The 25,599-nt window shown below is 30.6% G+C and carries 28 protein-coding genes; 11 read left to right on the forward strand and 17 right to left on the reverse strand.

The window, feature by feature from the left end:
• Positions 1-17 precede the first annotated feature (17 nt).
• Genes ACI48Q_RS11740 through ACI48Q_RS11750 form a run of 3 tightly spaced genes read right to left on the reverse strand, consistent with a single transcriptional unit; the run spans position 18 to position 1,817 of the window.
• On the reverse strand, positions 18-1,007 hold the full coding sequence (locus tag ACI48Q_RS11740; RefSeq protein WP_474919265.1) for a sensor histidine kinase: 990 nt from the start codon (positions 1,005-1,007) through the stop codon (positions 18-20).
• Positions 994-1,680 (reverse strand): response regulator transcription factor, encoded by a 687-nt coding sequence (locus ACI48Q_RS11745; protein ID WP_474919266.1) that lies wholly within the window; start codon positions 1,678-1,680, stop codon positions 994-996. Before ACI48Q_RS11745 ends, ACI48Q_RS11740 begins: the two co-directional genes overlap by 14 nt.
• On the reverse strand, positions 1,677-1,817 hold the full coding sequence (locus tag ACI48Q_RS11750; RefSeq protein WP_474919267.1) for a DNA-binding protein: 141 nt from the start codon (positions 1,815-1,817) through the stop codon (positions 1,677-1,679). Before ACI48Q_RS11750 ends, ACI48Q_RS11745 begins: the two co-directional genes overlap by 4 nt.
• A gap of 135 nt (positions 1,818-1,952) precedes the next feature.
• Here ACI48Q_RS11750 and ACI48Q_RS11755 point away from each other — a divergent pair, with 135 nt between their 5' ends.
• Positions 1,953-2,105: a DUF4368 domain-containing protein gene (locus ACI48Q_RS11755; RefSeq protein ID WP_474919530.1), complete on the forward strand. Its 153-nt coding sequence runs from the start codon at positions 1,953-1,955 to the stop codon at positions 2,103-2,105.
• Between the two features lie 78 nt (positions 2,106-2,183).
• On the opposite strand, the gene ACI48Q_RS11760 is transcribed toward ACI48Q_RS11755, so the two are convergent.
• From ACI48Q_RS11760 to yfcE, 7 genes are all read right to left on the reverse strand, one after another.
• Positions 2,184-2,393, reverse strand: coding sequence for a hypothetical protein (locus ACI48Q_RS11760; RefSeq protein ID WP_474919268.1), 210 nt, complete (start codon positions 2,391-2,393; stop codon positions 2,184-2,186).
• Positions 2,394-2,479: 86 nt separating this feature from the next.
• Positions 2,480-2,794, reverse strand: coding sequence for a hypothetical protein (locus ACI48Q_RS11765; protein ID WP_474919269.1), 315 nt, complete (start codon positions 2,792-2,794; stop codon positions 2,480-2,482).
• Positions 2,754-3,197, reverse strand: coding sequence for an MBL fold metallo-hydrolase (locus tag ACI48Q_RS11770; protein ID WP_474919270.1), 444 nt, complete (start codon positions 3,195-3,197; stop codon positions 2,754-2,756). Before ACI48Q_RS11770 ends, ACI48Q_RS11765 begins: the two co-directional genes overlap by 41 nt.
• A gap of 376 nt (positions 3,198-3,573) precedes the next feature.
• Positions 3,574-4,467: an SPL family radical SAM protein gene (locus ACI48Q_RS11775; RefSeq protein ID WP_474919271.1), complete on the reverse strand. Its 894-nt coding sequence runs from the start codon at positions 4,465-4,467 to the stop codon at positions 3,574-3,576.
• Positions 4,468-4,714: 247 nt separating this feature from the next.
• On the reverse strand, positions 4,715-4,900 hold the full coding sequence (locus tag ACI48Q_RS11780; protein WP_474919272.1) for a hypothetical protein: 186 nt from the start codon (positions 4,898-4,900) through the stop codon (positions 4,715-4,717).
• Positions 4,901-4,925: 25 nt separating this feature from the next.
• Complete coding sequence (locus ACI48Q_RS11785; protein ID WP_474919273.1) at positions 4,926-5,189, reverse strand: hypothetical protein; 264 nt, start codon at positions 5,187-5,189, stop codon at positions 4,926-4,928.
• Between the two features lie 181 nt (positions 5,190-5,370).
• Positions 5,371-5,913 carry a phosphodiesterase gene (gene yfcE / locus ACI48Q_RS11790; RefSeq protein ID WP_474919274.1) on the reverse strand — a complete coding sequence of 181 codons (543 nt, stop codon included), beginning with the start codon at positions 5,911-5,913 and terminating at the stop codon, positions 5,371-5,373.
• Positions 5,914-6,184: 271 nt separating this feature from the next.
• Between yfcE and ACI48Q_RS11795 the strand changes: the two genes are divergently transcribed.
• From ACI48Q_RS11795 to ACI48Q_RS11805, 3 genes are read left to right on the forward strand one after another with little or no spacing between them, the layout of a single operon-like run.
• On the forward strand, positions 6,185-6,424 hold the full coding sequence (locus tag ACI48Q_RS11795; protein ID WP_474919275.1) for an NAD(P)H-dependent oxidoreductase subunit E: 240 nt from the start codon (positions 6,185-6,187) through the stop codon (positions 6,422-6,424).
• Positions 6,425-6,427: 3 nt separating this feature from the next.
• Positions 6,428-8,143 carry a [Fe-Fe] hydrogenase large subunit C-terminal domain-containing protein gene (locus ACI48Q_RS11800; protein WP_474919276.1) on the forward strand — a complete coding sequence of 572 codons (1,716 nt, stop codon included), beginning with the start codon at positions 6,428-6,430 and terminating at the stop codon, positions 8,141-8,143.
• On the forward strand, positions 8,140-9,315 hold the full coding sequence (locus tag ACI48Q_RS11805; protein WP_474919277.1) for a SpoIIE family protein phosphatase: 1,176 nt from the start codon (positions 8,140-8,142) through the stop codon (positions 9,313-9,315). The genes ACI48Q_RS11800 and ACI48Q_RS11805 overlap by 4 nt, the downstream gene beginning before the upstream one ends.
• A gap of 66 nt (positions 9,316-9,381) precedes the next feature.
• Here the strand turns inward: ACI48Q_RS11805 and ACI48Q_RS11810 are convergent, their stop codons facing one another.
• Positions 9,382-10,038, reverse strand: a complete 657-nt coding sequence (locus tag ACI48Q_RS11810; RefSeq protein ID WP_474919278.1) for a TIGR01906 family membrane protein — start codon at positions 10,036-10,038, stop codon at positions 9,382-9,384.
• Between the two features lie 328 nt (positions 10,039-10,366).
• On the opposite strand from ACI48Q_RS11810, the gene hemA reads away from it, so the two are divergent.
• From hemA to nhaC, 3 genes are all read left to right on the forward strand, one after another.
• The gene (hemA, locus tag ACI48Q_RS11815) at positions 10,367-11,599 is read left to right on the forward strand and encodes a glutamyl-tRNA reductase (protein WP_474919279.1); all 1,233 of its coding nucleotides are present in this window, start codon (positions 10,367-10,369) and stop codon (positions 11,597-11,599) included.
• A 72-nt stretch (positions 11,600-11,671) separates the two neighbouring features.
• Positions 11,672-12,940, forward strand: a complete 1,269-nt coding sequence (gene hemL, locus ACI48Q_RS11820; protein ID WP_474919280.1) for a glutamate-1-semialdehyde 2,1-aminomutase — start codon at positions 11,672-11,674, stop codon at positions 12,938-12,940.
• A 266-nt stretch (positions 12,941-13,206) separates the two neighbouring features.
• Positions 13,207-14,652: a Na+/H+ antiporter NhaC gene (gene nhaC / locus ACI48Q_RS11825; RefSeq protein WP_474919281.1), complete on the forward strand. Its 1,446-nt coding sequence runs from the start codon at positions 13,207-13,209 to the stop codon at positions 14,650-14,652.
• Between the two features lie 211 nt (positions 14,653-14,863).
• Here nhaC and ACI48Q_RS11830 read toward each other — a convergent pair whose 3' ends face one another.
• On the reverse strand, positions 14,864-15,328 hold the full coding sequence (locus tag ACI48Q_RS11830) for a hypothetical protein (RefSeq protein ID WP_474919282.1): 465 nt from the start codon (positions 15,326-15,328) through the stop codon (positions 14,864-14,866).
• A gap of 379 nt (positions 15,329-15,707) precedes the next feature.
• Here ACI48Q_RS11830 and ACI48Q_RS11835 point away from each other — a divergent pair, with 379 nt between their 5' ends.
• The 3 genes from ACI48Q_RS11835 to ACI48Q_RS11845 all read left to right on the forward strand — a co-directional run bounded on the left by ACI48Q_RS11835 (position 15,708) and on the right by ACI48Q_RS11845 (position 18,167).
• The gene (locus tag ACI48Q_RS11835; RefSeq protein ID WP_474919283.1) at positions 15,708-16,163 is read left to right on the forward strand and encodes a CBS domain-containing protein; all 456 of its coding nucleotides are present in this window, start codon (positions 15,708-15,710) and stop codon (positions 16,161-16,163) included.
• A gap of 485 nt (positions 16,164-16,648) precedes the next feature.
• The gene (locus ACI48Q_RS11840) at positions 16,649-17,539 is read left to right on the forward strand and encodes a DMT family transporter (RefSeq protein WP_474919284.1); all 891 of its coding nucleotides are present in this window, start codon (positions 16,649-16,651) and stop codon (positions 17,537-17,539) included.
• 79 nt (positions 17,540-17,618) lie between these two features.
• Complete coding sequence (locus tag ACI48Q_RS11845; RefSeq protein ID WP_474919285.1) at positions 17,619-18,167, forward strand: DUF4362 domain-containing protein; 549 nt, start codon at positions 17,619-17,621, stop codon at positions 18,165-18,167.
• Positions 18,168-18,190: 23 nt separating this feature from the next.
• Here the strand turns inward: ACI48Q_RS11845 and ACI48Q_RS11850 are convergent, their stop codons facing one another.
• The 5 genes from ACI48Q_RS11850 to ACI48Q_RS11870 all read right to left on the reverse strand — a co-directional run bounded on the left by ACI48Q_RS11850 (position 18,191) and on the right by ACI48Q_RS11870 (position 24,571).
• Positions 18,191-20,476, reverse strand: coding sequence for a heavy metal translocating P-type ATPase (locus tag ACI48Q_RS11850; protein ID WP_474919286.1), 2,286 nt, complete (start codon positions 20,474-20,476; stop codon positions 18,191-18,193).
• A gap of 23 nt (positions 20,477-20,499) precedes the next feature.
• On the reverse strand, positions 20,500-20,859 hold the full coding sequence (locus ACI48Q_RS11855; RefSeq protein WP_474919287.1) for an ArsR/SmtB family transcription factor: 360 nt from the start codon (positions 20,857-20,859) through the stop codon (positions 20,500-20,502).
• 177 nt (positions 20,860-21,036) lie between these two features.
• Entirely contained in the window at positions 21,037-23,070 is a 2,034-nt protein-coding gene (locus tag ACI48Q_RS11860; RefSeq protein WP_474919288.1) for a methyl-accepting chemotaxis protein, read from the reverse strand.
• A 397-nt stretch (positions 23,071-23,467) separates the two neighbouring features.
• Positions 23,468-23,935: a hypothetical protein gene (locus ACI48Q_RS11865; protein WP_474919289.1), complete on the reverse strand. Its 468-nt coding sequence runs from the start codon at positions 23,933-23,935 to the stop codon at positions 23,468-23,470.
• 48 nt (positions 23,936-23,983) lie between these two features.
• Complete coding sequence (locus tag ACI48Q_RS11870; RefSeq protein ID WP_474919290.1) at positions 23,984-24,571, reverse strand: DUF1836 domain-containing protein; 588 nt, start codon at positions 24,569-24,571, stop codon at positions 23,984-23,986.
• A 260-nt stretch (positions 24,572-24,831) separates the two neighbouring features.
• Between ACI48Q_RS11870 and trhA the strand changes: the two genes are divergently transcribed.
• The gene (gene trhA / locus ACI48Q_RS11875; protein ID WP_474919291.1) at positions 24,832-25,485 is read left to right on the forward strand and encodes a PAQR family membrane homeostasis protein TrhA; all 654 of its coding nucleotides are present in this window, start codon (positions 24,832-24,834) and stop codon (positions 25,483-25,485) included.
• Positions 25,486-25,599 lie beyond the last annotated feature (114 nt).

Consider the following 25,599-nt stretch of genomic DNA (forward strand, 5'->3'; position numbering starts at 1 on the left):
TTCAGGTGAGAGATTCGTCACTTTGGGAAACGAATGGCAAATATCGCGCCACCCTGCGGGTGATTTTTGGCGGTAATCGTCCCGTCCTGCCGTGTTATAATCATCTTGCAGAGAGCCAATCCGATCCCGTATCCTGTCGCGCCTTCGTTTTTCCCACGATAAAACCTGTCAAACAGGCAGGGTAAATCTTCTTTTTCAAAGCCCGCGCCGCTGTCGTGGATGGCAATCTCGGTAAACAGTGGGTTGTCCGTGCAGACAATCTCAATCTTCCCGTTCTCGCCTACGCTTTCCATGCAATTTTTGAGGATGTTCTGAATTGCTTCCGAAAGCCAACCAGAATCGCCCTGAATGATTATCCCTTTCGGCACATCTATTTGCAAAGCAATATCGTGCAGCTCCATTGGAATCAAAAACGGGTGAAGCGCAGCGCTTATCAAAGTATTCACATCTATCTGCTCGCCTTGGAAAACCACAATGCCCGCGTCCAGGCGGGATAATTTCAACAGGGAAGTAAGCAGCCAATCCATCTGTACAAACAATTCCTCTGTTTCCCGCATCAATGCTTTCCGCTCGTTTTCGTCAGGGTTATTCTCTAACAATGACAGAATGAGGTTCGCGGATGTGAGAGGGGTGCGGAGTTGGTGGGCTATGTCAGCCAGCGAATCGGCAAGATGTTCTTTTTCTTTTTTCAGTGCGTCGTTTTGCTCCCGAATACGCAGCGTCATTTTTGTTATCTCGCTTTGCAGAATGGAAAGTTCGCCCTCGTCCGATTCACCAATATACAGATGATCAGCGTTATGAAGCACAAGATCGATTTGATCTGAAATCTGCGCAATGCTTTTATATCGGGCTTTGGTAAACGCAAAAAACGCTGTTCCAAAGGCGGCTGCAGAAACAATGGCAAGGATTCCAGCCAACCTATTGATTGCAAATCCCAACGTCACAGCGGCGGCAGCTATTAAAGAGAACAAAATGACAAACTGTCGAAACTCTCTATTCCGAAGCATACTCGCCCCCCAATCTATACCCCATCCCGCGAACGGTCAGAATTATTTGCGGGCTTGCTTGGTCGCTCTCTATCTTCTCCCGCAAGCGTTTGATGTACACGGTCAGTGTATTGTCATTGACAAACTCGCCCGCCGCGTCCCACAATTCGTCAAGTAGCCTGCCCCTCGTGATAATACTTTTTGGGTTGCTAATAAACACCAGCAACAAGCGGTATTCTAATGCTGAAAGAAAAACCTCGTTGCCGTTTTTTTTCACAATGCCGCTTGCCGTATCGACATGAAGCCCGCGAATTTCAAAATCCGACCCGGAACGCCCGCTTTTTCGCAAGGCGGTTCCAATTCGCGCAATCAATTCACGCGTACGAAAAGGCTTGGTGATATAGTCGTCCGCGCCCATGTTCAGCCCGGTAACAACACTCGCCTCATCGCCGGAAGCCGTCAGAAAGATAACGGGAACATCTTGCGTTTCTTTGATTTCCGTGCAAACCGTAAAGCCATTTCCGTCAGGCAAAGAAATATCAATCAACGCCAAGTCAAATTTATTCCCGGCAAGCGCGGCAAGGGCTTCACTCCGTGTAGGGGCGTGAGTGACTGTAAATCCCTCCGAGCGGAGCAGAAGCACAAGATTTCTGGCGATTGCCTTATCGTCCTCAACCAAAAATATCCGTTTCATTTATTTTCACCATCCTTTACTTTACTGCTCCTGTATCGTCCGTCAGCCGGTTTTTCAGCATCAACCGGAACAAGCCATGTATTTCCCATTTTTTTAGCTCCCTTAATCCGCCCGGCAGAGCAATGGTACACTACCATTCTGTCTGTGATTCCCCAATTTTTCGCTACTTCTTTTGTCGTTATATAATCCACGCATAACACCTCCATAGCTCTATTGTATTTCTTTTGACGGAAACATACAAGCTGAGGTATAAAACAAAAAAATACGGGAGCGTGGAAAGGTACACCCATATTCAGGAGTTAACTCCTGAAATCGTGAGGAAGTTCGTTGAAAAGATTGTGGTGCATGAGCGTTCTGAGCCACACAAGAAGAAAAATTATACCCAGCAGGTTGATGTATATTTCAATTTTGTGGGCAGCGTTTAAGACAAGAGAAAAGCCGTAGGACTTAAAAATCCTACGGCAAATCTCAAAAACTTAAAACATCCTTATTGAACCGGGGCATTACTCTAAAGCTTCTTCTATATCCTCATTTCCTTCAATTCCTCCACCTGGAAGCTTATGATAACTATCCTTTGTAACACTTAAAATAGCAATGTTATTTTCTTCATTAACTACTATAGCTCTTGCGGCTTTTCTTATTTTATATAAAGGATTTCTTTCTATTGTATCCACGCCTATATCCTTAGTATATAATTCTTTTATTAATTTCATAATTTATTTCTAGTAAGTTCTATTCTTACTAAAGCCTCCCTCTTTCCGGTTTTATGGTTTTAAAATTTTATGATTTTATAGTAAGATTATATACTAAACTCTTGATTCTCTTCAGATATATCCATAATGCTATCTCTATACCCTTTTGATATATCTAAATTTTTAATCTTGCTACAAACACTATAATTCTCCCAAAAATGCATAGGAAATGCTATCTTAGTCTTAGTTTGCTCCATAAAATAGTTAAAGCCTAAATAAAAATCCTCTTCTTGTCTTGGATCAAGGGGAATAAATCCTACATCAATAGTTCTTCCTTGAATCTTATCTATCTCACCTTTAAAGCTTTTTTCCATCTCTAAATTATATTGCTCTTCTTCGCCTGCCCAATGCCACCAATTCAAATCTCCACCATGATAAATGGGTTTTTCCTCTGTAAGAAACTATAAAAGCCACTCCTTCATCTGTAGATTTAAGTGTTTCTATAGTTAACTCCTCTACTTCTATTGTTTTATTTTTTCCAATGGATATACTCTTTTCCTTAACTTCAACAGGTATACCTTTTCTTATTAAATATTTCTCATTAAACTTAATATCATTTGATAAAATATAAGTAATATTAGGATATTTCTCTAACACCTTAAACATTTCTAAATTAAAGTGATCTCCATGCTTATGACTAACAAAAACATAAAGCTTCTTATCTAAATCAAAATCTGGCAGTTTCCCCTTATGATAATCAAATAAAAATATAGCTTCTTCAAACTCCACACTAAAGCTACTGTGATGAATATACGTAATCTTCATCTTACTTCCTCCAATCAAGTTAAAGTTTAATTATCAATTCTTTATTGCCAATATAGTAAATTCCCCTGAGATACCTTCATCTGTCCAACTTGATGCTCTTCAATTTTTCTTAAAGTCTAAACATATTTCTTTTGCAAGCAAATATAATCTATTATAACATGTAATATTATGCCATTTAACTAAAATACATATTTTCTTTTCCCTAAATTATTATGCTTTGTTTTAATATAGTGTTGATAATGAACTACATATTATTACTCACAAACCATTTTTTAAAAAGCCAATTATTAAAATCCATAAAGAATAGTACTACAAAAAAACTTCTTTAAAATTAATTTTAAAGAAGTCAGAATTCAAGACAATGTAAGTTTTCCTTCTAAAATAAACTTATTTGCTCCTGCTTATAATTTCCTTTATAGCTTTCTATTATATCTGCCATTTTGTATAATAACCCCAAGCTTTCACATTCTGCTTTAAAAATACGCCAAAGTCTTCTATGCTCTTTAGAAGAACATTCATAGTTATTTCCGTAGGTTTTATTATATTTTTCTAATAAGTTTTCTGTTGGAAATTTATTCATTAGCTGCTGATAAAAGTACATTCTTTGATTTTGTCTTAAAGTTACTCCCATTCCATAAGCATAAATGAATTTAGCTCCACATTCTGATGCCTTTCTAACTATGCTACTAATATTCTCTTCATTGTCATTGATAAAAGGCAGTATGGGCATAAGTAATATTCCAGTAAAAATACCTCTTTTAGAAAGTTCCTTTATAGCTTCAAATCTTTCAGATGTGGTGGCAACATTAGGTTCTATCTTTTTACAAAGCTCATCATCCATAGTGGTAATAGTAATTTTTATAAGAACTGGTGAATGTTCTTTAATCTTTTCTAATATATCTATATCTCGTACTATTAAATTACTTTTAGTAGCTATAGATATACCATAATTGCATCTATTTATTTCTTCTAAGGCTTTTCTCGTAAGTGTTAAGTTTTTCTCAAAAGGGTTATAAGGGTCACTCATTGCCCCTGTTCCTATAACTCCTGTCCTTCTTTTACTCTTTAATTCTTTAGCTAAAATCTCTATGGTATTTTCCTTTGCTCTAACCTTATCAAAATCTTCTATACCATAGCACTCACTCCTAGAATCACAATAGATACATCCATGACAACAGCCCTTATATATATTCATATTATAATTAATTCCAAACCATGGATTATTATCTGTATATTGAGATAATATCTGCTTCGCTTTAATATACTCCATATTGTCTCCTTAAGTTATTTTCTCCATCTTCTTAGTTTCAGGAAAAATCTTCTCATATTTTCTCTAGCTTCTTCTTCTATATTAGGATTAAATTTCACCATATGAGGTACACAAAAATCTATCCTTTATTAGCTATTTTTTAATAGCTCTTATTTATCTTATGTCTATCATATCAAGAATAATATGACATCTATATGTCATATTTATAACCAAGTTGCAATTCACTATAAGTTCCCTCTTTAAAACCTTAAACCTCTTCAACTATTTTTGTTATAAGTGAAGTTTCAATTAATTCACTCTTACTGAAACCATTTTTAAAATATCGGACTTGCTTATATTTTACTCCTTTCATCTCAAAATCAAGCACATCAATTCTATCTCCCTTAAAAATTATTGGTTCTCTATGTCCCTTTATAAAAATATGTATTTCCAAAATTCTTCTCCTTCCATTGCATTTATTATATAACTATAAACATGCACACAAAAATTAAAGCTACCATAATAAAATAGTATATTGCTTTTCCTTTTTTCTCTTCAGTTATTATTTCTCTAATGCCATTTATAAGTGCAGATGTGAGAATAGAAATCATGGCAATTAGAACAAACAACTTAACATTTATGCCTTTTAAAGTTAATACTGCTATTACGATGGCTATAGCAACCATGTTCAATAATATTATTGGTAGTATATAAATTAATGAATTCTTATCTTTTAAATTCATTTTTACTCTCCATTCACAATAGATTTTAATCTATAGAAATATCTTTAACTAAAACTATAGATATCACATAATATAAAGTACATTCATGTATTTAAGCTAGGTGGTATTAAAATGGTAAAGTTAAGAAAAAAGATATTGCTAAATATTGCATTACTTATATTCACAATTCTGACTTCAATATTTACCAATCTATTCTTTTAAAACATTCCCCTTCTATGGTTTTTATTGAAAACCCATTGTTCTCTAAAACTCCATAGCTATGGGGATTATTTTCTTTTGGATAGGTTATTGAACCTGGATTAATTATATGAATACCATCCACTTCCTTTATCATCGGAATATGAGTATGACCATGTATTAATACATCTCCCGTTGATATATTAGGTTTATCCTTTTCGTTATAAATATGTCCATGAGTTATAAAAAATTTTCTATTTTCATGTAATATAATTGAATAGTCCGCCATTATAGGAAATTTTATTATCATTGCATCCACTTCTGAATCACAATTTCCTCTTACTGCTATTATTTTATCCCAGTATTCATTCAGTAAATTAGCTACTTCTTTAGGATTATATTCCTCTGGCAATGGATTTCTAGGCCCATGATATAAAATATCTCCTAAAATAATTAAATAATCACCCTTTTCCTTATTAAAAATCTCTATAGCCTTTTGCGCATATTTTAAAGATCCATGAATATCAGATATAAAAACTAACTTCATCTTTTTCTCCCCTTTCTCATAATTTATTATACAATATTTTCTTTCCAGTGTTTAAATTCTATGAAAATTTCTATTGAATTTATTATTAATACAGTACTAATCCTCACAGAATCTATATATTCTTATGTTTTTATATTCCTTTACTTTTTTATTTAGCTTTGTTTTAAAAAGTTGTTGATTTTAGAATTATATAAAATTTTCGGAATATTGACTAAATTTTAACTAAGTTCTATAATTTATAAGTACATATATATTTTTTAGGGGTGATTTCGTGGTTATAAAGGTTTGTGTTGGAAGTGCATGTTATGTTAAAGGGTCACATAAAGTTATTAATGAACTTAAAAATCTTATTGAAATTAATAAATTAACAGATGTAGTTGAATTAAAGGCAGCCTTTTGTCTGGGTAATTGTACTAAAGCTGTGAGCGTAGTTGTTGATGATACCTTACATTCAGTTGGAGAAGAAGATGTAAAAAACTTTTTTAATAAAAATATTCTAAAGAAGGTGTAAACTATGCAAGTAATGAATTTTAGCTCAGCCAATTGTAAAAACTGCTATAAATGTGTTAGAAGTTGTCCAGTTAAAGCTATCGAGGTATTAAATGACCAAGCAAAAATTCAAGAAATTAGATGCCTTTCCTGCGGTCATTGTCTTATAGTCTGTCCACAGAATGCGAGACATGTACTTTCAGATATTGAAGAAGTAGAAATTGCTTTAAAAAATGGTAACCAGGTAATTGCTCAACTGGCCCCTGCCTTTAGAGGAGTTTTTCCTGAAAGTAACAAATTAATAAATGGATTAAGGGCTCTAGGTTTTTCTAAAATAGAAGAGGTATCTATTGGTGCTGAATTAGTTACTAGAGAATATGAAACTTTAATATCTAATAGTTCAGAAAATAGATTTCTAACTAGCTGCTGTCCTTCCGTAGTAATGCTTATTGAAAAATACTATCCTGAACTTATTCCATTCACACTTCCAGTTATATCACCTATGATTGCTCATGGCAAAACCATAAAAAAAAGATATCCTGATTCCCATACAGTGTTCATTGGCCCATGTATATCAAAAAAAGTAGAAGCTCTATCAGAACAAAATCAAGGTATTGTGGATTCTGTCCTTACCTTTGATGAACTTAGTGAATTTTTAGTAAATAATAATATAAATTATTTATCTTTACCTGATGGTGAATTAGATTCAGCAGGTACACTTCGCGGTGATAACTACCCTTTAGTAGGTGGAATCCTTGCTTCTCTTTCATTGACTTTAAAGACTAGAGGACTAGACATAATAAATATACATGGATTAGACAATTGCATGTCTCTACTAGATGAATTAAAGAATAACAATTTGAAAAATGTATGTGTTGAGTTAAGTGCCTGCAATGAAAGCTGTCTTGGGGGGCCTGGAGGAATTCATCGAGGGGATACAATATATAGTAGACTACAAAGAATTCAGCAATTTGCAAAGTCTCATAGTAAGCCTAAGGAGTTATCTCCTATATTGAATAATATAAATATTAATTTAACTAGAATTTATGGAGATAAAAAAATCTATCTGCCTATTCCATCTGATGAAGAGATAACGAAAATATTAAATAAAATGGGAAAATATAAAAAAGAAGATGAACTTAACTGTGGAGCTTGTGGCTACAATACCTGTTTGGAAAAAGCTATAGCAGTTTATCATGGCATGTCTCAAGTTGAAATGTGCGTTCCTTATATGCGTAGCTTGGCAGAAGGAATTAATACTGAGATATTTAAAAACACACCTAATGCTGTGTTAATCCTCGATAAAAATCTTATAATAACCGATACTAATCCTGTATTCGAAAAAATTTTTCATCTAGATGATAAAGATACCTTAAAAGGTCTTCCCATCCAGGATTTAATAGATGACGAAGACTTCTTAAAAGTTATAACTACTAAAACCAATGTAGAAAAAGTAAAAGTATACTATGGCAAATATAAATTCCATGGATATAAAAGTATTATATATATTGAAAATCATGAATCTCTCTTAGTTATTTTTACAGACATCACAGCAGAAGAAAAAAGAAAACTTGAGTTAATAGAAATTAAACATAGTGCTATTGATGTAACTCAATCTATAATTCATAAGCAAATGTTAGTAGCTCAAGAAATTGCAAGTCTTCTAGGAGAAAGCACTGCAGAAACTAAAGTTGCTCTAATAGACTTAAAGAAAGTGTTGGAAAAGGAAACTAAGCTATGAATAGGTATTATATAGATGTAACCCATTTAAGTATGAATAAAATAGGAGAAGAACTTTGTGGTGATAATGTTGAAATCACCTCAACGGAAGATGGTGTCATTATTGTTATGTCTGATGGTTTAGGTAGTGGTGTTAAAGCTAATATACTAGCAACACTTACTTCTAAAATAGCTTTAACCATGCTTAAAGGTGGTGCAACTATTGATGAAACTATTGATACTATTACTAACACCCTTCCGGAGTGCCATGTTAGGAAATTAGCTTACTCCACCTTTACAATAATTAAGATCAACTATTCTGGAGAAGTATATATGGTTGAATATGATAATCCTCCTGTATTCTTTTTTAGAAATACACGACCTAGTTATATTCATAAAACCGCTCGAGTAATAAATAATAAAACCATATATGAGAGTAGATTCTATGTAAGCGAAAACGATGCCCTTGTTATTGTAAGTGATGGTGCTATCCATGCAGGTGTTGGACAACTCTTAAATTTAGGTTGGGAATGGAATCAGATAAATGATTTTCTTAAAAATATATTGAAAAAGGAAAACCTATCTAAAGACATATGCCGTAATCTTATTGAGGTATGCAATAATCTTTATGATAATAAACCTGGAGATGATACTACAGTAGTTGCCCTTAAAATAAAAAAAGATGAGCCAGTTTCAATATTTACTGGTCCTCCTAAAAATATAGACGATGATAAGCTTCTCATAGATTTAATTCAGCATTGTAACGGTAAAAAAGTTATCTGTGGTGGAACAACAGCTAATATAGTATCTGAAAATCTACATTTACCTATTGACATCGATTTAAAAAACTATAATACGGATGTGCCTCCAATGGCATATATGAAAGGCTTTGATTTAGTTACTGAAGGACTATTGACTTTAAAAAAGACTAAAGATATATTGAGAGAATATATAGATAAAACTAAGATTAATCAGATTCCTAATTCTCTTGATGGTCTAGATGGAGCTTCTCGACTTTCCTCCATACTGATTAATGAGGGAAGTACAATAAATATCTATGTTGGTCAAGCAGTGAATCCAGCTCATCAAAATCCTCTTTTTCCTGATGAATTTAATATGAAAATAAAGATTGTACTTGAGATTAAATCTTTATTGGAGAAATTAGGGAAAAAGGTCACTATTAAATATCTATAAATTAAAAAACTGTGAGTTTATCACAGTTTTTTAATTTATTTACGCTGATTATCACAATACTTAAGTTTATTTATAAATATAACTCTTTTTTAATTTCAATCTATAGATTACATATGTAATAATTCCTATAAGGAAACAAATGAAGATTATAAGAACTCCGCAGTTAGCAAAATATTGCTCTGGCAAAATATTTATAATTGGATCTATAGAAGGGTCAAACAGCCACTTGTCATTATTAAAAGTCAATTTATGAAATAGGGTAAAAAAATAATTAAAGTTAGTACTCACAACTCCTACCAATATTATAGGCAATATAATTAAAGCTAATGCGGAATGTTTTACATAACTATATTCCCTATATGTTTTATTATAAATATATATTAAAACACCAAGTAGTATTACTCCTATAATTAAACATATCTTCGCTAAGTTAAATAGTAGTCTAACTTCATCAAAATGAAATGCTCCCTCCTTTGAAGCCTCCATAGATGGCAACGTGAATTTATCACCTTCCTGATTTAATATAAATCTTATAGTATAATCATAATTTTCCTTAATTTTTTCTAGTGAAAACCCACTGTTCTCTTCTATTTCTAATAGTTCTACATTCATATAGTAAAACTTATTAAACCTTGTAGTGATAATAGTTGCCCCCAATATCAGGTTAAAAATAATCAAAATTGAAATTACAACATTTATTAAAATTTTTATAGTCTTTTTCATACCTATCCCCCTTACTAAGGTTATATATTCATATCTACCCTAATATAAATCACATCTACGCTTTCAACTTTAAGGTCCTGAATATTTATTTTCCTCATTGTAAATTTATATCTATTGTATTATAATTCTATTATAATGCAAACTACATATATCCATATATATTTTATCTATATATCTGATAAACCTTATACTTTATCTCTTTGATTTAAATAGGCTTATTAAAAACTCACTTCCACTAAGTGAGTTTTAATTTTGTTGATTTTGTTTAAAACTTTATGGCATCTTATAGAAAAAATCAAGTTGAAGGTGCATAAAATCGGAGGTAAATATGATTCATTTAATTGGCGTAAAAAAAGACTTGGATTTACATAAAAGAACCTCACTTTCAATACCTGAGGATTCTGTTGATGAAATTATTAAAAAATTGAAAGAATTTTCTCAAGAAGGTGTTATTATAAACACCTGTAACAGAACAGAACTTTATATAAATTCTAATTTAGAGGAAAAAGATTTAATAGCTAGAGTATTTTCTTCTCTAGATTGGGAAAAAGAATTTAGAGACTATATTTTTTATTGCAATGATAATAAGGCAGCTCTTCACTTATTAGAAGTTAGCTGTGGATTTCATTCTAAGATTCTAGGTGAAGATCAAATTTTAGGTCAAGTTAGAACTTCCTATTTAAGAAGTAAGAAGCTAAACTTTCTAAAAAATGATTTGGATAAGCTCTTTACTCTAGCCTTAGCTTGTGGTAAAAACTTTAAATCTACCACTAAATTGTTTAAAACACCAGTATCCTATTCTTCTATTTCGGCAAAAACTGCTCTTGAAGAAAATAAAAAAGATTTTTTAATACTGGGTTTTGGTAAAATGGCACAATTGTCCTTTAATTATTTGATAGGTCGAGTTAATACTATAAACTCTATTTACATCGTAGTAAGAGATAGAGCTAAAGTGTTAAATAGTTCAACTATACTTAATCACTATGAATACTTTAGAAGTGGTAAAATTAAGATTTTATCTATGGATGAGCTTAAATCTACTTATTCAATGGTTGACACTATAATATGCTGTACTTCTTCTTTAACTCCAATAGTAAAAAAAGAAGAAGTAACAACTAATAATGATTTACTGATATTTGATCTTTCACTGCCTATAAATGTAGAGAGCCAATGTAAAGAATTAGCTAATGTTACTCTTTACAACCTAGATGACCTCCAGTTTGTAGATAGTGAAAATAAGGCTCTTAGAAAGCAAATAATGAATTCCCATAGATATATTATAGAAAAATATTACAATGAATTTAAAGATTTTATTACTCTTAAGGAAACTGTTCCAACCATAAGGGCTTTAAAAGAAAGAGGAAATTCTATCTGTAAGGAACATTTAAAAACATTTACAAATAAAAAATATACAAAAGATAATGAAGAACTTGTAAATACCCTTTTAAATAGTACTTCTAATAGATATATAAATAGAGCTATCGAATTATTAAAAGAAGAAGCTTTAAATGGTAATTCTAATGAGGTTATGTCTATAATTGAAAAAATATTTTTAGATTAAATATTTTAAGAAAATAATAAATCAAAATATTAGTCTATTCTATTGAATGTGTTTTAAAACAAGGAGGCAATTATGAATAATAAAGCTATTTTTGAAGAAAGTAAAAAATATATACCCGGAGGAGTAAACAGCCCTGTTAGAGCTCTTAGAGATATGGGTTTAACACCTCCTATAATCAAAGCTGGAAAAGGTGCTTTGATTTATGATGAAGAAGGAAATGAATACATAGATTTTGTTGGTGCATGGGGCCCTATGATATTAGGTCACTGTGATAGTGATATTGTTGATGCTATAAAAAATACTTGTGAAACCTCAATAGCCTTTGGTGCTCCTACAAAGTTAGAATTGGATTTAGCTAAATTCATATGTGAGACTACCAATCTTGATATGATAAGAATGGTTAATTCAGGTACAGAAGCTACAATGAGTGCTGTAAAGTTAGCAAGAGGATATACTAATAGAACTAAAATTGTGAAATTCTCAGGTTGTTATCACGGCCATTATGATGGTTTTCTAGTAAGTGCTGGTTCTGGAGTCATGACTGGAGGAATTCCTGGTAGCGCTGGTATTCCAGAAGAGCATATTAAGCATACCATTGTTGCTAATTATAACGACATAGAAAATATAACAGCTATTTTCAAAGAATTTAAAGATGAAATTGCTTGCGTTATCATAGAGCCTGTAGCTGGAAATATGGGTGTTATTAAACCCTCCCATGAATTTATGAAAGCTCTTTCTAATCTATGTAAAGAAAATGGAAGCCTATTAATATTTGATGAGGTTATGTGTGGCTTTAGGGTTAATTATAAAGGTGCAAGAGAACTTTTTCATGATATAACTCCTGATCTTGTAACCTATGGCAAAATCATTGGTGGTGGACTTCCTTGTGGTGCTTATGGTGGTAGAAGAGAAATTATGGAATTACTAGCTCCACTAGGACCTGTATATCAAGCTGGAACTATGTCAGGAAATCCTTTAGTAATGGTTGCCGGATTAGAAACTTTAAAGAAGCTCTATAATAATAATAAAATATATTCACACATAGAAGAAGTTGGTGCTTCCTTAGAAGAAGGTATGTTAGCTATAGCTAAGGAAAAAGGAATACCTATGGTTGTAAATAGAGTTGGTGGAATGATGACTATATTCTTTACAGACCTTAAAGAGATAAATAATTATGAAGATGCTAAGAGTTGTAATACTGAATTATTTAAAAAATATTTTATTCACATGCTAGAAAATGGTATTAATTTACCTCCTTCTCAATTTGAAGCTATGTTTTTATCTTGTCATCACACTAAAGAACATGTAGATAAAATATTACAAGTATTTAAAAGCTTTTAATATTTTATCTAAAAACTATTTAAATATTATGTTAAATTCTTTAATATAATATCTTATATTTGTTAATACTTTTTTAAAAAACTCTTAACAGATATTTTTAAAACTAGATAATACTATATATTAAAAATACCATCTAATTATGTATAATTAGGTGGTATTTTTGTAATTTTAATAAAGAATAAGTTGTCAGAAAATTCTTGATTTTCCCACTCATATAATTTAACATGTTGTTAATACATTTTTAACATTAAGGAGTGTGTAGTTTAATGAGTAAAAAAAAATCTAAGGAATCTGTGGGAATAACCTCTCGCAAACCCTATTTATGGGAAGCACTTATACCTATCGCTGTGTTAATCGGTAGCCTTTCTATTGCAATTCTCATCTATGACGCTAGTCCTCATATTCCCCTAGTTATATCTGCTATAATAGCAGCACTTATGGGATTAAGACTTGGTTTCAAATGGGAAGAACTTGAAAAAGGATTTATTGATACCATTCAAATGTCTATGCAAGCAATTATAATATTAATGATTATTGGTTCATTGATCGGAGCATGGATTATCAGTGGAACAGTTCCTGCTATGATTTACTATGGTCTTCAAATTTTATCTCCTGGCATTTTCTTAGTTGCTACCTGTTTAATTTGTTGTATAGTTTCTCTTGCTACAGGAAGTTCCTGGACAACAGCTGGTACTGTAGGTATAGCTCTTATGGGTGTTGGTATTGGCCTTGGAATTCCTAATTCTATGGTTGCTGGTGCTATCATATCTGGAGCATACTTTGGTGATAAGATATCTCCTCTTTCAGATACAACCAATTTAGCTCCTGCTATGGCTGGTTCAACTTTATTTGACCACATAAAACATATGCTTTATACCACAACTCCAAGCTTAATAATATCTCTAGTTATATTTGGTATTTTAGGACTTAACTATTCTGGAAAAGAACTTGATGTTTCACAAATTAATGTAATTTTAGATGGATTAAAAGGTAATTTCAATATAACCATGTGGCTATTAATTCCTCCAGTAGTTGTTATTGGTCTTGTTGTTATGAAGTTCCCTGCTATACCCGGATTAATAGTAGGTACAATACTAGGTGGTATATTTGCTGCTATATTCCAAGGGGCTAGTTTCGGAGATTTACTTGCTGTACTTAATGACGGTTTTGCTATAGAAAGTGGTGTAACTGTAGTTGATGAATTATTAAATGGTGGCGGAATGCAAAGCATGATGTCCACTGTTTCCTTAATAATGTGTGCTATGACCTTTGGTGGTATTATGGAGAAAACAGGCCTATTAGGTAAAGTTGCAGAATGTCTTCTAGGACTTGCTGTGAATACAGGTTCCCTTGTGTTGGTAACTATAGTTTCTTGTATATTTGTTAATGTTCTAGCTGGAGATCAATATTTATCTATAGTTATACCTGGAAGAATGTATAAAGATGAATATGCAAAACGCGGACTAGCTCCTAAAAATTTATCTAGATGCCTTGAAGATGCTGGTACTCTAACATCTCCTCTAATTCCTTGGAATACCTGTGGAGCATTTATGAGTAAAACTCTAGGAATTTCAGCTGCCGCTTACATTCCTTTCTGCTTCTTGAATCTAATTAATCCAATTATATCGATTATTTATGGATATACTGGCTTTACAATGGAAAAACTCGAAGTGCAAGCCTCTAATGAAGAGTCCATTGGAACATCAATATGATTTCTTAATATCATGTCATATATAAAATGTAATAATGATGCTTCATATTAACTCAACATTGTGCAAGTAGGCTTTGTTCTAATAAAATTTTAAATTTATAATAAAGTCTACTTGCACAATGTTGAAATTTAATTACAACCTATACTATATAATAAATATATTTATTTTAAAAATTCTTGAAGCACCACTCTAGAGTGGTGCTTCAAGAATTTTACTTTCTTTTTCTAATATTTTTTCCTATAAAAAATCCAACTAAAACTCCAGTTCCTAATGCTAATAATGTTTTAATCTTTTCTAACTTTAATTCAGAATCTGTAACTGGATCTGTGTTATTTATTATTATAGTATCTTTTAATTCTTCTTTTCCGTCCTCCACTGGATATATAAAAGCTCCAACTAAACAAAGATGATTAAATCTCTCTTCTGAAAAATTATGATTTAGATCCTTTAGAGTATTTAAAAAATACTCTTTATTCCAATGGTACTCCTCTTGAAGCTGCTTATCATCATGAAGATCAAACAAATTCGTTATGTGCTCCTTTGCGTAATTTACGGCTCTTATTATTTTCTGTGAATTTTCCGGTTCTCTTCTTATATATTCTATTAAAGCCTTCCTTACCTGCTCTAAGTTTCCACTATTAACAGCATCTTCAATTAAATTTAAACTTATTTCCATACTATACCTCCTTATGTATTATAATTTTCATCATCTCTTTGTTCTTTAATTCATATCATGAACTCTAAAATTAACCTTTTAACTAACCATCTCTATAATATATACTATCTATTATAGTTGTTTTCTGAATAAAATTCAATGTTATAAAACTAGTTAATTTATGCTCATATAAATAGTACAAATACATATAACTTTGAATAAAATAAACTAGTACTATCTTTACCATTTGCTATAATTTATAAACTAATAAACTATTAGTTAATAAATCATTAGTTTCTGTTAAATTATTTAAAACATCCACTATATGCCACTGGTTTTATGATATAATAAACTCGTAATATAATAAGTTTAACATAACTTTTTGGAGGATGATAAGATTATGAATGTTGCCTTTTTTCTTACTCCTAAAAATGAAGTAGTATATGAAAAAGTAAGTTCAACCATGCGCAGAGCTATGGAAAGAATGGAATATCATAGATATACCTCAATTCCACTGCTGGATGACAAAGGTAGGTATATTGGAACCTTAACTGAAGGTGATATTTTATGGAAAATAAAAAATACTCCTGAGCTAAGTTTTAAAGATACTGAGGATGTTTTAATAAAGGAAATTCCTAGACATGTACGTAATAAGCCAGTTTCAATAAATTCTAATATGGAGAGCTTAATTTTAGCTTCAAAATCACAAAATTTTGTTCCTGTAGTAGATGATTCTAACATCTTTATTGGAATTATTAAACGCAGTGATATTATATCATATTGCTATAAAAGAATATTTGAAGAAGATGATTCTAATAACTTTAGTGATTTTAAGAATATATCAAAAATAGGATAACGTTTAATTAATACTTTTTCCAAGTTTAATATCTTGGAGAAAGTATTTTATTTTTAACTTATATATAAATTGTAATAAAGATAATTCATATTATAAGTATGTTTAATAAATTCTTGAAATTGAGCTTCATATTATTACTGCGAATACCATTTGCAGAAAGCTTAGATTTACTTAAGCTCTATGAAAGAAAAAGTCGTTAAGAAATACGACCTGTCCGAACGTAGTGAGTTGTTGTGTTCTAGATTTTTTATTGAATAGAGCTTTAGTAAATCAAGGTTTCGAAACGGTTGATAAGTGTAAACTTAGATTCATGCGAAGCAAATGAATCTCTAGTTGAACTTACACAGAGGGTCAGGGATAATATGAAGCTCATATCAATTAATTTATAATGTAGAAACTTTATTTCAATTTATATAATTTAAATTAAGTGAATTTTCTGATATAATATTTTATAAATATGAATTTTCTTGTTAGGGGGAATTTTTTTGGAGAAATTATTTAAAAAAAGCAGTGTATACGCTGACTTGGCATTGCTTCTAGTTGCCATGGTCTGGGGAGGTGGATTTATTGCTGTAAAAGACTCTTTAAATGTAATAACTCCATTCTACCAAATGGCTATGAGATTTTCACTGGCATGTATAATAATGTGTGTTGTGTTCTATAAGAGAGTTAAGACTGTTTCTAAAGCTCAGCTAAAAAATGGTTTTATTATAGGAATATTTTTATTCTTAGGATTTGCTCTACAAACTGTAGGTATTAAATACACCACTGCAGGAAAAAGTGCCTTTTTAACAGCTATTTATGTAGTGATAGTGCCATTTTTACAATGGATTATATTTAAAAAGAGACCTGATAATTATTCTATAGGTGGTGCTTTTATATGTTTAGTTGGTATATCACTGTTAACCATAGATGGTAACGGGTTTTCAATCAGCTATGGTGATGCATTAACTCTAATCTGTGCTTTTGGATTTGCTGGTCAAATTTTAGCCATTGCTAAATATGTTGAGAATGATGATCCAGTTATCTTAACTGCTGTTCAACTTGGAGGTGCTGCTATTTTATCTATAATTGTAGCAATGATTTTTGAACCCTTCCCAGTAAATATGAACTTAGAAACTACTGCATCTATAATATATTTAGCTGTATTTAGTACAACCCTAGCATTCTTACTTCAAAATATAGCTCAGAAATATACTTCTTCAACTCATGCAGCCATAATATTATCTTTAGAAGCTTTTTTTGGAGCACTATTCTCAGTTATGCTTTTAGATGAAGTATTTACTTTACTTATGCTTATAGGTTGTATACTCATATTTATAGCTATTATAACTACAGAAACTAAATTAAACTTCTTAAAAAAGTTCAAGAATTAACTCAATATTCATAATTTTTATTTTTTGTATTTACATATCCTCTTTTATATTATTTAATAATAAAAAGGGGGTTTTTTTATTGAGTAATCATTTAAAAAGAAGTAATCAAATGGAAACAAAACAATTTTCTTTTTCAAAACTATTCTTTGAAAGACTATATGTATTACCTATAATAATATTTGGAATAATATTTTTTATTAATTTTAGAGGGTCATCACCATCAAAAGAAGATCTGCTATCTTATATAGAAACTCTTCCAGCTGAGTACACTGCAACCCAAGCTATTCAGGATGGTCACTTAATTGTTAATCAAGGAGTAATAACAAATATAACTTATGTATATAACTTTTTTAATTCCTGCAAAGAGAAGTCTACTTCTCAGTTAGTTTATGTTAATTATGATAAAGAAGGAAAACCTATAATAAAAACTGCTTTTTATAAAAGAGGAAAAATTTATGTTAATTTAGATGATAGTAGAACTTCAAATGGAAAGAAGGAAATTCAACAATATGTATTTACTGATATAGATAAGGTTGATGATGAGAATACCTTATCCTTGACTTTATTTAATGATGTGGAAAAAATTGATTTCTTTAAATATAATAAAAAAACAGGAGAGGGAATATAGCCTCTCCTATTCTTTATTCCATTTTATTTTTCAAGTTTCATTGCTCTAACTGCGTTTAATACAGCTATTAAGGTTACCCCTACATCAGCAAATACTGCCATCCACATTGTAGATAACTGCAACACTGTAAGAATTAATATAACTGCTTTTACCCCTAGAGAAAGTACTATATTCTGAACTACAATGCTTTGTGTTTTCCTAGCTATTTTAATAGCTACTGCTATTTTTTCAGGATCATCAGTCATAATAACTACATCTGAAGCTTCGATGGCTGCATCTGATCCGATTCCTCCCATAGCTATACCCACATCAGCTCTAGCTAATACCGGTGCATCATTAATTCCGTCACCTACGAAGAGTATCTTGCCAGTTTTAGATACTTCTTTAGAGAGTTCTTCTATCTTATTAACTTTTTCATGCGGAAGTAACTCTGCGTACACTTCATCTATTTTTATTACCTTACCAACATATTCAGCGATATTACTGTTGTCACCTGTAAGCATCACTGTTTTCTTAATCCCTACAGCTTTTAAATCATGTATACTTTGAGGTGCCGTTAATTTTATTCTATCAGATATTACTAAATGTCCTATGAAATTATTATTTATTGCCAAATACACTATGGTCCCAACTTCTTCCGTCTTTGTATAGTCAATCTCTAATTCTTCCATTAATTTATAGTTACCTGCATATACATATCTATCTCCAAGATATATCTTAACACCCTTACCTGAAACTTCCTCATAGCTTTTTATTCTATTTTTATTTATTATGGCTCTAGGACTGACTTTTTTATAAGACTCCACTATAGATTTAGCAATTGGATGATTAGAATATATTTCAGCATGTGCAGCATATTCCATCAGCATATCTTCTGTTATAAACCCATAAGGTACTATTTTAGTAACTTCAAATACACCTTCACTTAATGTTCCTGTTTTGTCAAATACAACAATTTCCGCCTTGTTTAAAGCCTCTAAATAATTTCCGCCCTTAATGAGAACACCATTTCTTGATGCCCCTCCAATGCCACCAAAAAAGCTTAGTGGTATAGATATAACTAATGCACAAGGACATGATACAACTAAAAATACTAATGCTGTATATAACCATTGTTTAAAATCTCCCATTCCAATTACAGGAGGAATTACTGCTAATATGATTGCAATAATTACTACTGATGGAGTATAGTATCTAGCAAATTTAGTTATAAATTTTTCTGTAGGTGCCTTCTTATTAGATGCATTTTCAACTAATTCTAATATTTTAGACACTGTAGATTCTCCAAAATCCTTTGTTACTCTTAGTTCTAAAAGGGCTGTCTTATTTATTGAACCTGCAAGGATTTCATCCTTTTCTTTTACTACTCTTGGAATTGATTCACCAGTTAATGCTGAAGTGTCAATTTGAGATTTACCACTTATTACAATTCCATCAAGAGGAACTTTTTCTCCTGGTTTTATTACTATTATATCATCGATTTCTGCCTGCTCTGGTGGAAGTACCTTAATATCTCCATTGCTTTTCTTTATATTTGCGTAATCTGGTCTTATATCCATCAGCGCAGAAATCGATTTTTTAGACCTATCTACCGCCAGATGTTGGAAAAATTCTCCTACTTGATAAAATAACATAACTCCTACAGCTTCTGGATATTCTCCTATGGCAAAAGCCCCTATAGTTGCAATGCTCATTAAAAAGTTTTCATCAAATATTTCTCCTCTTAAAATATTTTTAATTGCTATAAGCAATACCTCTCCACCAATAACTAAATAAGACAATACAAAAAATAATATACTCGTCCAGTCAGAAGTAAAATTTGCTCCTATTAACAGTGCCACTCCTATGGATAATTTTAAAATTCTACCCTTTAAGCTTCCTCCCTCATGACCATGGGAATGCTCTTTCATTTCTATATTTTCACCTTCATGATGATTATGATCATGACTGTGGTCATAACAACCATGATGCTTATGTTTATCATCATTATTATCAGAACTTTGCTTTTTTATATTTCCACTAATTTTTAAATTAGTATTAGTTGATATAGATTTTTTGCTAGATTCATTTTTTTGAATTTCCTTTACTTTTACTCCGTGCTCAATCCGAGACGCAATACTCTCTACATCTTTGAATACTACATTGCTTTCTACTTCACTCTTAATTTCTAATATAGCTTTAGAAGTTACAGGATTAACTATTGCACTGTCCACATAGTCTAACTTATTTAATTCCCTTTCTATCTTTAATGCACAGTTTGCACAACCTAACCCTTGAATTTCATAAATTTTCTTCAACTTATCTCCCACTTGAATGTTCCCCCCTCATAATACTATTCTCTTACGTGATTTAACCCCTTATCAAATATATCTCGTACATGATCATCATCTAAGGAATAGTAAACTACCTTCCCCTCTTTTCTAGGTCTTACAAGTCTTGCAGATTTTAATACTCTAAGTTGGTGAGATATTGCAGACTGTGTCATATTAAGAAGTGATGCAATATCACATACACATGCCTCTGTATTCATCAATATATTTAGAATCCTAATCCTTGTAGGATCTGCTACAGCTTTAAAAAGTTCAGATAATTCACTAACAGTACTTTCCTCCAAGGTCTTATCTTTAACTTTTTCTACTATATCCTCATGAATTAAGGTACAGTTACAAAACTCCGATTTATTTTTATTCATTTTTTTCCTCCTACATATGAACGTCTGTTCATATGATTATATTATGGTGTTTAACTAGAAATGTCAATAAAAATATTCACCTCACTATAATTTATAGTAAAGTTAATATTATAGTGCTAACTAATTTAATATTTAATGAAAAATAGAGAATATATTTAAATATCCTCTATTTTTTTATTAATCTATATGGAATTTAGTTATCATAGCTTCAAGTTCATCACTTAGCTTTTTCAAATCTTCTGCTGAATTAACTAATTCATCTGATCCTGCTGACTGTTCTTCACTAGAAGCATTTACTTCTTCTGTAGATGCAGATGCTCCCTGTGATACATTTAATATGTCATCCAGATTTCTAATGAAACTATTGTTATGATCACCAACTTTGTTAAGTACATCATTCACGTTTGAAATATGCTCCTGAAGACTTTCAATAGTAACTTTAATATCTTTAAAAGTATTTTCTGTAGCTTCAACAGATACAGATGTATTAGCTGTTGAATTTTTAGATAACTCTATTTCTTGAATAACCATATTTATGCTTAATATATTATCTTTTATTACTTCTTCTATTTCTTTAGCTGAAATTGCTGACTGTTCTGCAAGTTTTCTAACTTCTTCAGCAACTACTGCAAATCCTCTACCAGCTTCCCCTGCTCTAGCTGCCTCAATTGATGCATTTAATGCTAATAAGCTAGTTTGTGAAGTTATGGATTTTATACTCTCTGTTATAGCTGATATTCTCTTTGAATTCTGCTCTAACATCATCGCTTTATTTCTAGCTGACTCTACAGCATTCATATTAGCTTTAAAGTCCTTTGCCAAATCATTTACTACTGTCATACCTTTATTAACTTCATTAACTACTTTATTAGATTTATCATTCATTGTTTCTGATTCTTCTGCAGCTGTAGTAACACAATCTCCCAATTCTTGATATAATCCCGAAGCATTCTCTAGCATAGAGCACTGATCATTAGCCCCTTCAGTAATATCACTAATTGCACTAGTTATCTCACCTGTTGTATATTTAAAATCGGAGCAAACCCTATTAATTAAATTAGATACATTTAAAAGTCTTTTAGTGCACTCTTGTATACTTCTTATCATATTAGCCACATCTTCAATCATATTATTGGCAGCCATTCCTATATTATAAGTTTCTCTATTTTTAAAACCATCTAACTCTATTCTCTCGCTAAAATCTCCACATTTTAATTTTTCTAATCCATCTACAAGTTTATTCATAGGCGTTACAAGCTTTTTAGTATATAGAGATGATATTACATATGAAATTAATATAATAACTAATATTAACATCACCAATGGTATTAAGAATACCATAACCGCTTCTTTAATTTCACTTGTTGGTAACATACCCACTATTAAATGGTCCTTATCTCCACCTCTACTAATGAGAACAATATGATTTTCATCCTCTATTTGAATTTCTGTTACAGTTTTATCAGTTGATAGTATTTCCTTTCCCCATTCACTATCACTTAACCCCTTTCCTATGTAATCTTCTTTTGAACTAGATATTACACCTCCGCTTTTATCAGCGATCAATATGACACCATTTTTTCCTAAGGTTTTATTAGTTATTTGCTCAGATACAGCATTTAAAGTTATATCTATAGCCAATACACCTATATTTTCATTATTACTGTTAGTTATTTTTTTAGATACAGTGATTATTGGCTTCTTAGATGTGGCATCTAAGTAAGGAGTAGAAATATACACATCCTCCCCATTTTGAGCCTCCTTATACCAATCTCTCTGGGTTAAATCATCCTCTACCTCATCTGGTGGATAGCACCATAATTGTCTATCTGGTTTCACCATATATACTGAAAAAAAGTCTGGATGCATATCAACCATATTTTCAAAGGCTTTCTCAACTTCAACTTTATCATTTTGAACTAGTTGTACATTCTTAATCTCTTCAAATCTGGTCAATCCATCTACTATTTCTACACTATCATTAATCATTCTGTTATAGGAAATATCTACGTCATTAATGGCTGAATTAATCACATTTTGAAAATTATCTTTTACTATTTTTCTAACAGCTATAGCATTAATGACCCCTAATAATACTATAGGTAGAATAGCTATAAAAATCATTATTCTCATTAAATCTTTTTTTAATGGTGTTAATTTTCTATGACTACGCCCCTTGTAATTTTTATTTTTTGTCCGATTAATTTTCATTTTTACCCCCCCCGAAGTGTACTAATTGTTATTTTTCATCGCTTTTTGTTATTTATTGTAAACATCATATATAATATTATCATAAATGTTGGAATTTTGTCAAAATTTCTATATATTAATGAATTTTATGTAAAATACTCACTTCTTCTCTATTTTTTTTGTGAATTCATGTTATTATTAAGTTGTTCAAAAAATTAAAAGTCCCATCATGTAAAGATAGTTCTATTTCATAGAGCTATCTTTTTTGCATTAATTTAATATATGATTATACTTTTCTATATATTTTGCACAACTATAGGTAAACTGTGTCATGTAATATAACTCCATTTAAAGCTGCCTTTCCAAATATAAAAATAACCACCTCACCTATCTATGCTAGTAGAGGTAGTTACTTAAGTTATTTTTTAAAAGGTATTAATAAATTCTCAATTTCACGTATGTCTATTTCAAAGTAATTTCGTCCAAATTTCAATGGCTTAATTTGAGATATCACATAATCATTATGAAATGCATCTAACAATATTCTACTATATTCATTATTATTAGGTGTTATTATAGCAAAATTATTTGTAACTAGTATTTCCTCATCTTCTACAATAGCTGCTGATAATTCATTTATTATAAAATTTTGCTTTAAACATATAATTAAATCATTTTTACATGCCTTATAAAAATTTTCCTGTCTAGATTGTAGTTCTTCAAGTCTTTTTTTATAAATTATTTTACACTTTTTATCATCTATGCAGCTACTATCTATAATTATGTGAGTTTTACACATATCAACTGACGCACCCTCAATTCTACTTGGTAAATTTACACTTGCTAATTGATAAAGGTATTGCGTATTATGATTATTACGTATCATTGAATATTTCCCCCTAATAAGTAATTACCACCAACTTAAAGCTGTACTTTATAATAGATATTTATCTATTATTTTTTCTGCTAGCCTTTTCCTCGTGTTAGAAGAGTTTAAAAGTAGTAGTACAGTGAGCAATATGCTCTCATATCCATCGTTATAATTTTCTGTTACTTCATCTTTATTTATATGTATTTCTTCTAATAAGCTATTTAAAAAAGCTTCTTCTTCTTTAACTTGTTTTTCTTTTAATTTTAGATATCTTTCGTAGATATTAGGTAAATCTATCCCCCTTTCATCTTTAGATAATTTGTCTACCATTGGATTAAATAATACTTTGATATCTCCTATAGATAATCCTTGTTTCAAACTATAAATAAAAATCATAAGTATAATATGATTTTTACTATAACGCTTATTTTTTACTGGAATTAATATTTTATCTTTAGCATAGTTATTAATCATAGTTTTAGTAAGCAACTTGTCCTCTGGATTCCTCTTCATATTTTCAAGATTATTTTCAAACAACTGAATTACTTGATCCATATATAAATCAATTTCAGGTATCTTAGATAATTCTATATCTTCACTTAAATTTAACTCCTTCAGTATTTCATTTATTTCATCCTTATGAAAATTCATTTTTACCACCTTATATTAAATATATTTTCTCTTAACATAATCATAACATTAGGGCTTATGTATAAACAAGATGATTATTTTAAAATACTATATAATAAAGATTATTGACCTACTATATATGTCATCTGATTGTGGATATTTTTATTAATAGAATATTAACATATCTCATGATGTATTTATTATAAATCTGTTATATAATATGTATATATTAATTAGTAGTTTTCAAAACTACATTATTGTATATTTTAGGAGGTAACCTTATGAATACTAAATTTAGAGAACCTTTTAGTGGTTTTTCTCATCTTTTTGGAGTTATTATATCTATACTAGGATTAATTACTCTTATATATAGGCAACTTATATTAGAGAATTATTCAGCCTATAGTTTATTATCTTCTATAATTTTCGGTGTGAGTTTAATATTATTATATAGCGCTAGCACGATATATCACCTAACTATTTCAAAAGATAGTGTAATAAAATTTTTAAGAAAGCTTGATCATTCTATGATTTTTGTATTAATAGCTGGTACTTATACACCTATATGTGCAATCCTTTTAGAAGGAGCTACAAGATACACTATGCTTACTATAATATGGGGAATAGCCCTTATAGGTGTTATATTTAAAATATTATGGATAACTTGTCCATCTTGGCTTTCTTCCACAATATACGTAATAATGGGATGGTCAGCAGTATTTATAATGTCACCTCTATCTAAGGTGATTCCCCTAGAAGGTCTTCTACTTTTGATTATAGGTGGAGTTCTATATACTATAGGTGCCGTAATATATTGTCTTGAAAAGAATGGAGTTAAAAGAAAATTTGGTGCTCATGAAATATTTCATATTTTTGTATTAATGGGTAGCTTTACTCATTATGTGTTTATTTATAAATATGTTTTTCATTTATAAGTAAAGTTTTGTTTTAAATGGTCGTTGATTTCAAAACTACATATTATCAACACTATATTAAAACAAAACCATAAATAAAAATAGCTTGATATTCTATAATATCCATAGAATATC

Source organism: Clostridium sp. LXY-7 (genome assembly GCF_056172015.1).

Coding starts and splice junctions, on each gene's coding strand:
- ACI48Q_RS11740 (WP_474919265.1), bottom strand. CDS start 1,007: ATGCTTCGGAATAGAGAGTTTCGACAGTTTGTCATTTTGTTCTCTTTA.
- ACI48Q_RS11745 (WP_474919266.1), bottom strand. CDS start 1,680: ATGAAACGGATATTTTTGGTTGAGGACGATAAGGCAATCGCCAGAAAT.
- ACI48Q_RS11750 (WP_474919267.1), bottom strand. CDS start 1,817: ATGGTAGTGTACCATTGCTCTGCCGGGCGGATTAAGGGAGCTAAAAAA.
- ACI48Q_RS11760 (WP_474919268.1), bottom strand. CDS start 2,393: ATGAAATTAATAAAAGAATTATATACTAAGGATATAGGCGTGGATACA.
- ACI48Q_RS11770 (WP_474919270.1), bottom strand. CDS start 3,197: ATGAAGATTACGTATATTCATCACAGTAGCTTTAGTGTGGAGTTTGAA.
- ACI48Q_RS11775 (WP_474919271.1), bottom strand. CDS start 4,467: ATGGAGTATATTAAAGCGAAGCAGATATTATCTCAATATACAGATAAT.
- ACI48Q_RS11785 (WP_474919273.1), bottom strand. CDS start 5,189: ATGAATTTAAAAGATAAGAATTCATTAATTTATATACTACCAATAATA.
- yfcE (WP_474919274.1), bottom strand. CDS start 5,913: ATGAAGTTAGTTTTTATATCTGATATTCATGGATCTTTAAAATATGCG.
- ACI48Q_RS11800 (WP_474919276.1), top strand. CDS start 6,428: ATGCAAGTAATGAATTTTAGCTCAGCCAATTGTAAAAACTGCTATAAA.
- ACI48Q_RS11805 (WP_474919277.1), top strand. CDS start 8,140: ATGAATAGGTATTATATAGATGTAACCCATTTAAGTATGAATAAAATA.
- ACI48Q_RS11810 (WP_474919278.1), bottom strand. CDS start 10,038: ATGAAAAAGACTATAAAAATTTTAATAAATGTTGTAATTTCAATTTTG.
- hemA (WP_474919279.1), top strand. CDS start 10,367: ATGATTCATTTAATTGGCGTAAAAAAAGACTTGGATTTACATAAAAGA.
- hemL (WP_474919280.1), top strand. CDS start 11,672: ATGAATAATAAAGCTATTTTTGAAGAAAGTAAAAAATATATACCCGGA.
- nhaC (WP_474919281.1), top strand. CDS start 13,207: ATGAGTAAAAAAAAATCTAAGGAATCTGTGGGAATAACCTCTCGCAAA.
- ACI48Q_RS11830 (WP_474919282.1), bottom strand. CDS start 15,328: ATGGAAATAAGTTTAAATTTAATTGAAGATGCTGTTAATAGTGGAAAC.
- ACI48Q_RS11835 (WP_474919283.1), top strand. CDS start 15,708: ATGAATGTTGCCTTTTTTCTTACTCCTAAAAATGAAGTAGTATATGAA.
- ACI48Q_RS11855 (WP_474919287.1), bottom strand. CDS start 20,859: ATGAATAAAAATAAATCGGAGTTTTGTAACTGTACCTTAATTCATGAG.
- ACI48Q_RS11860 (WP_474919288.1), bottom strand. CDS start 23,070: ATGAAAATTAATCGGACAAAAAATAAAAATTACAAGGGGCGTAGTCAT.
- ACI48Q_RS11865 (WP_474919289.1), bottom strand. CDS start 23,935: ATGATACGTAATAATCATAATACGCAATACCTTTATCAATTAGCAAGT.
- ACI48Q_RS11870 (WP_474919290.1), bottom strand. CDS start 24,571: ATGAATTTTCATAAGGATGAAATAAATGAAATACTGAAGGAGTTAAAT.
- trhA (WP_474919291.1), top strand. CDS start 24,832: ATGAATACTAAATTTAGAGAACCTTTTAGTGGTTTTTCTCATCTTTTT.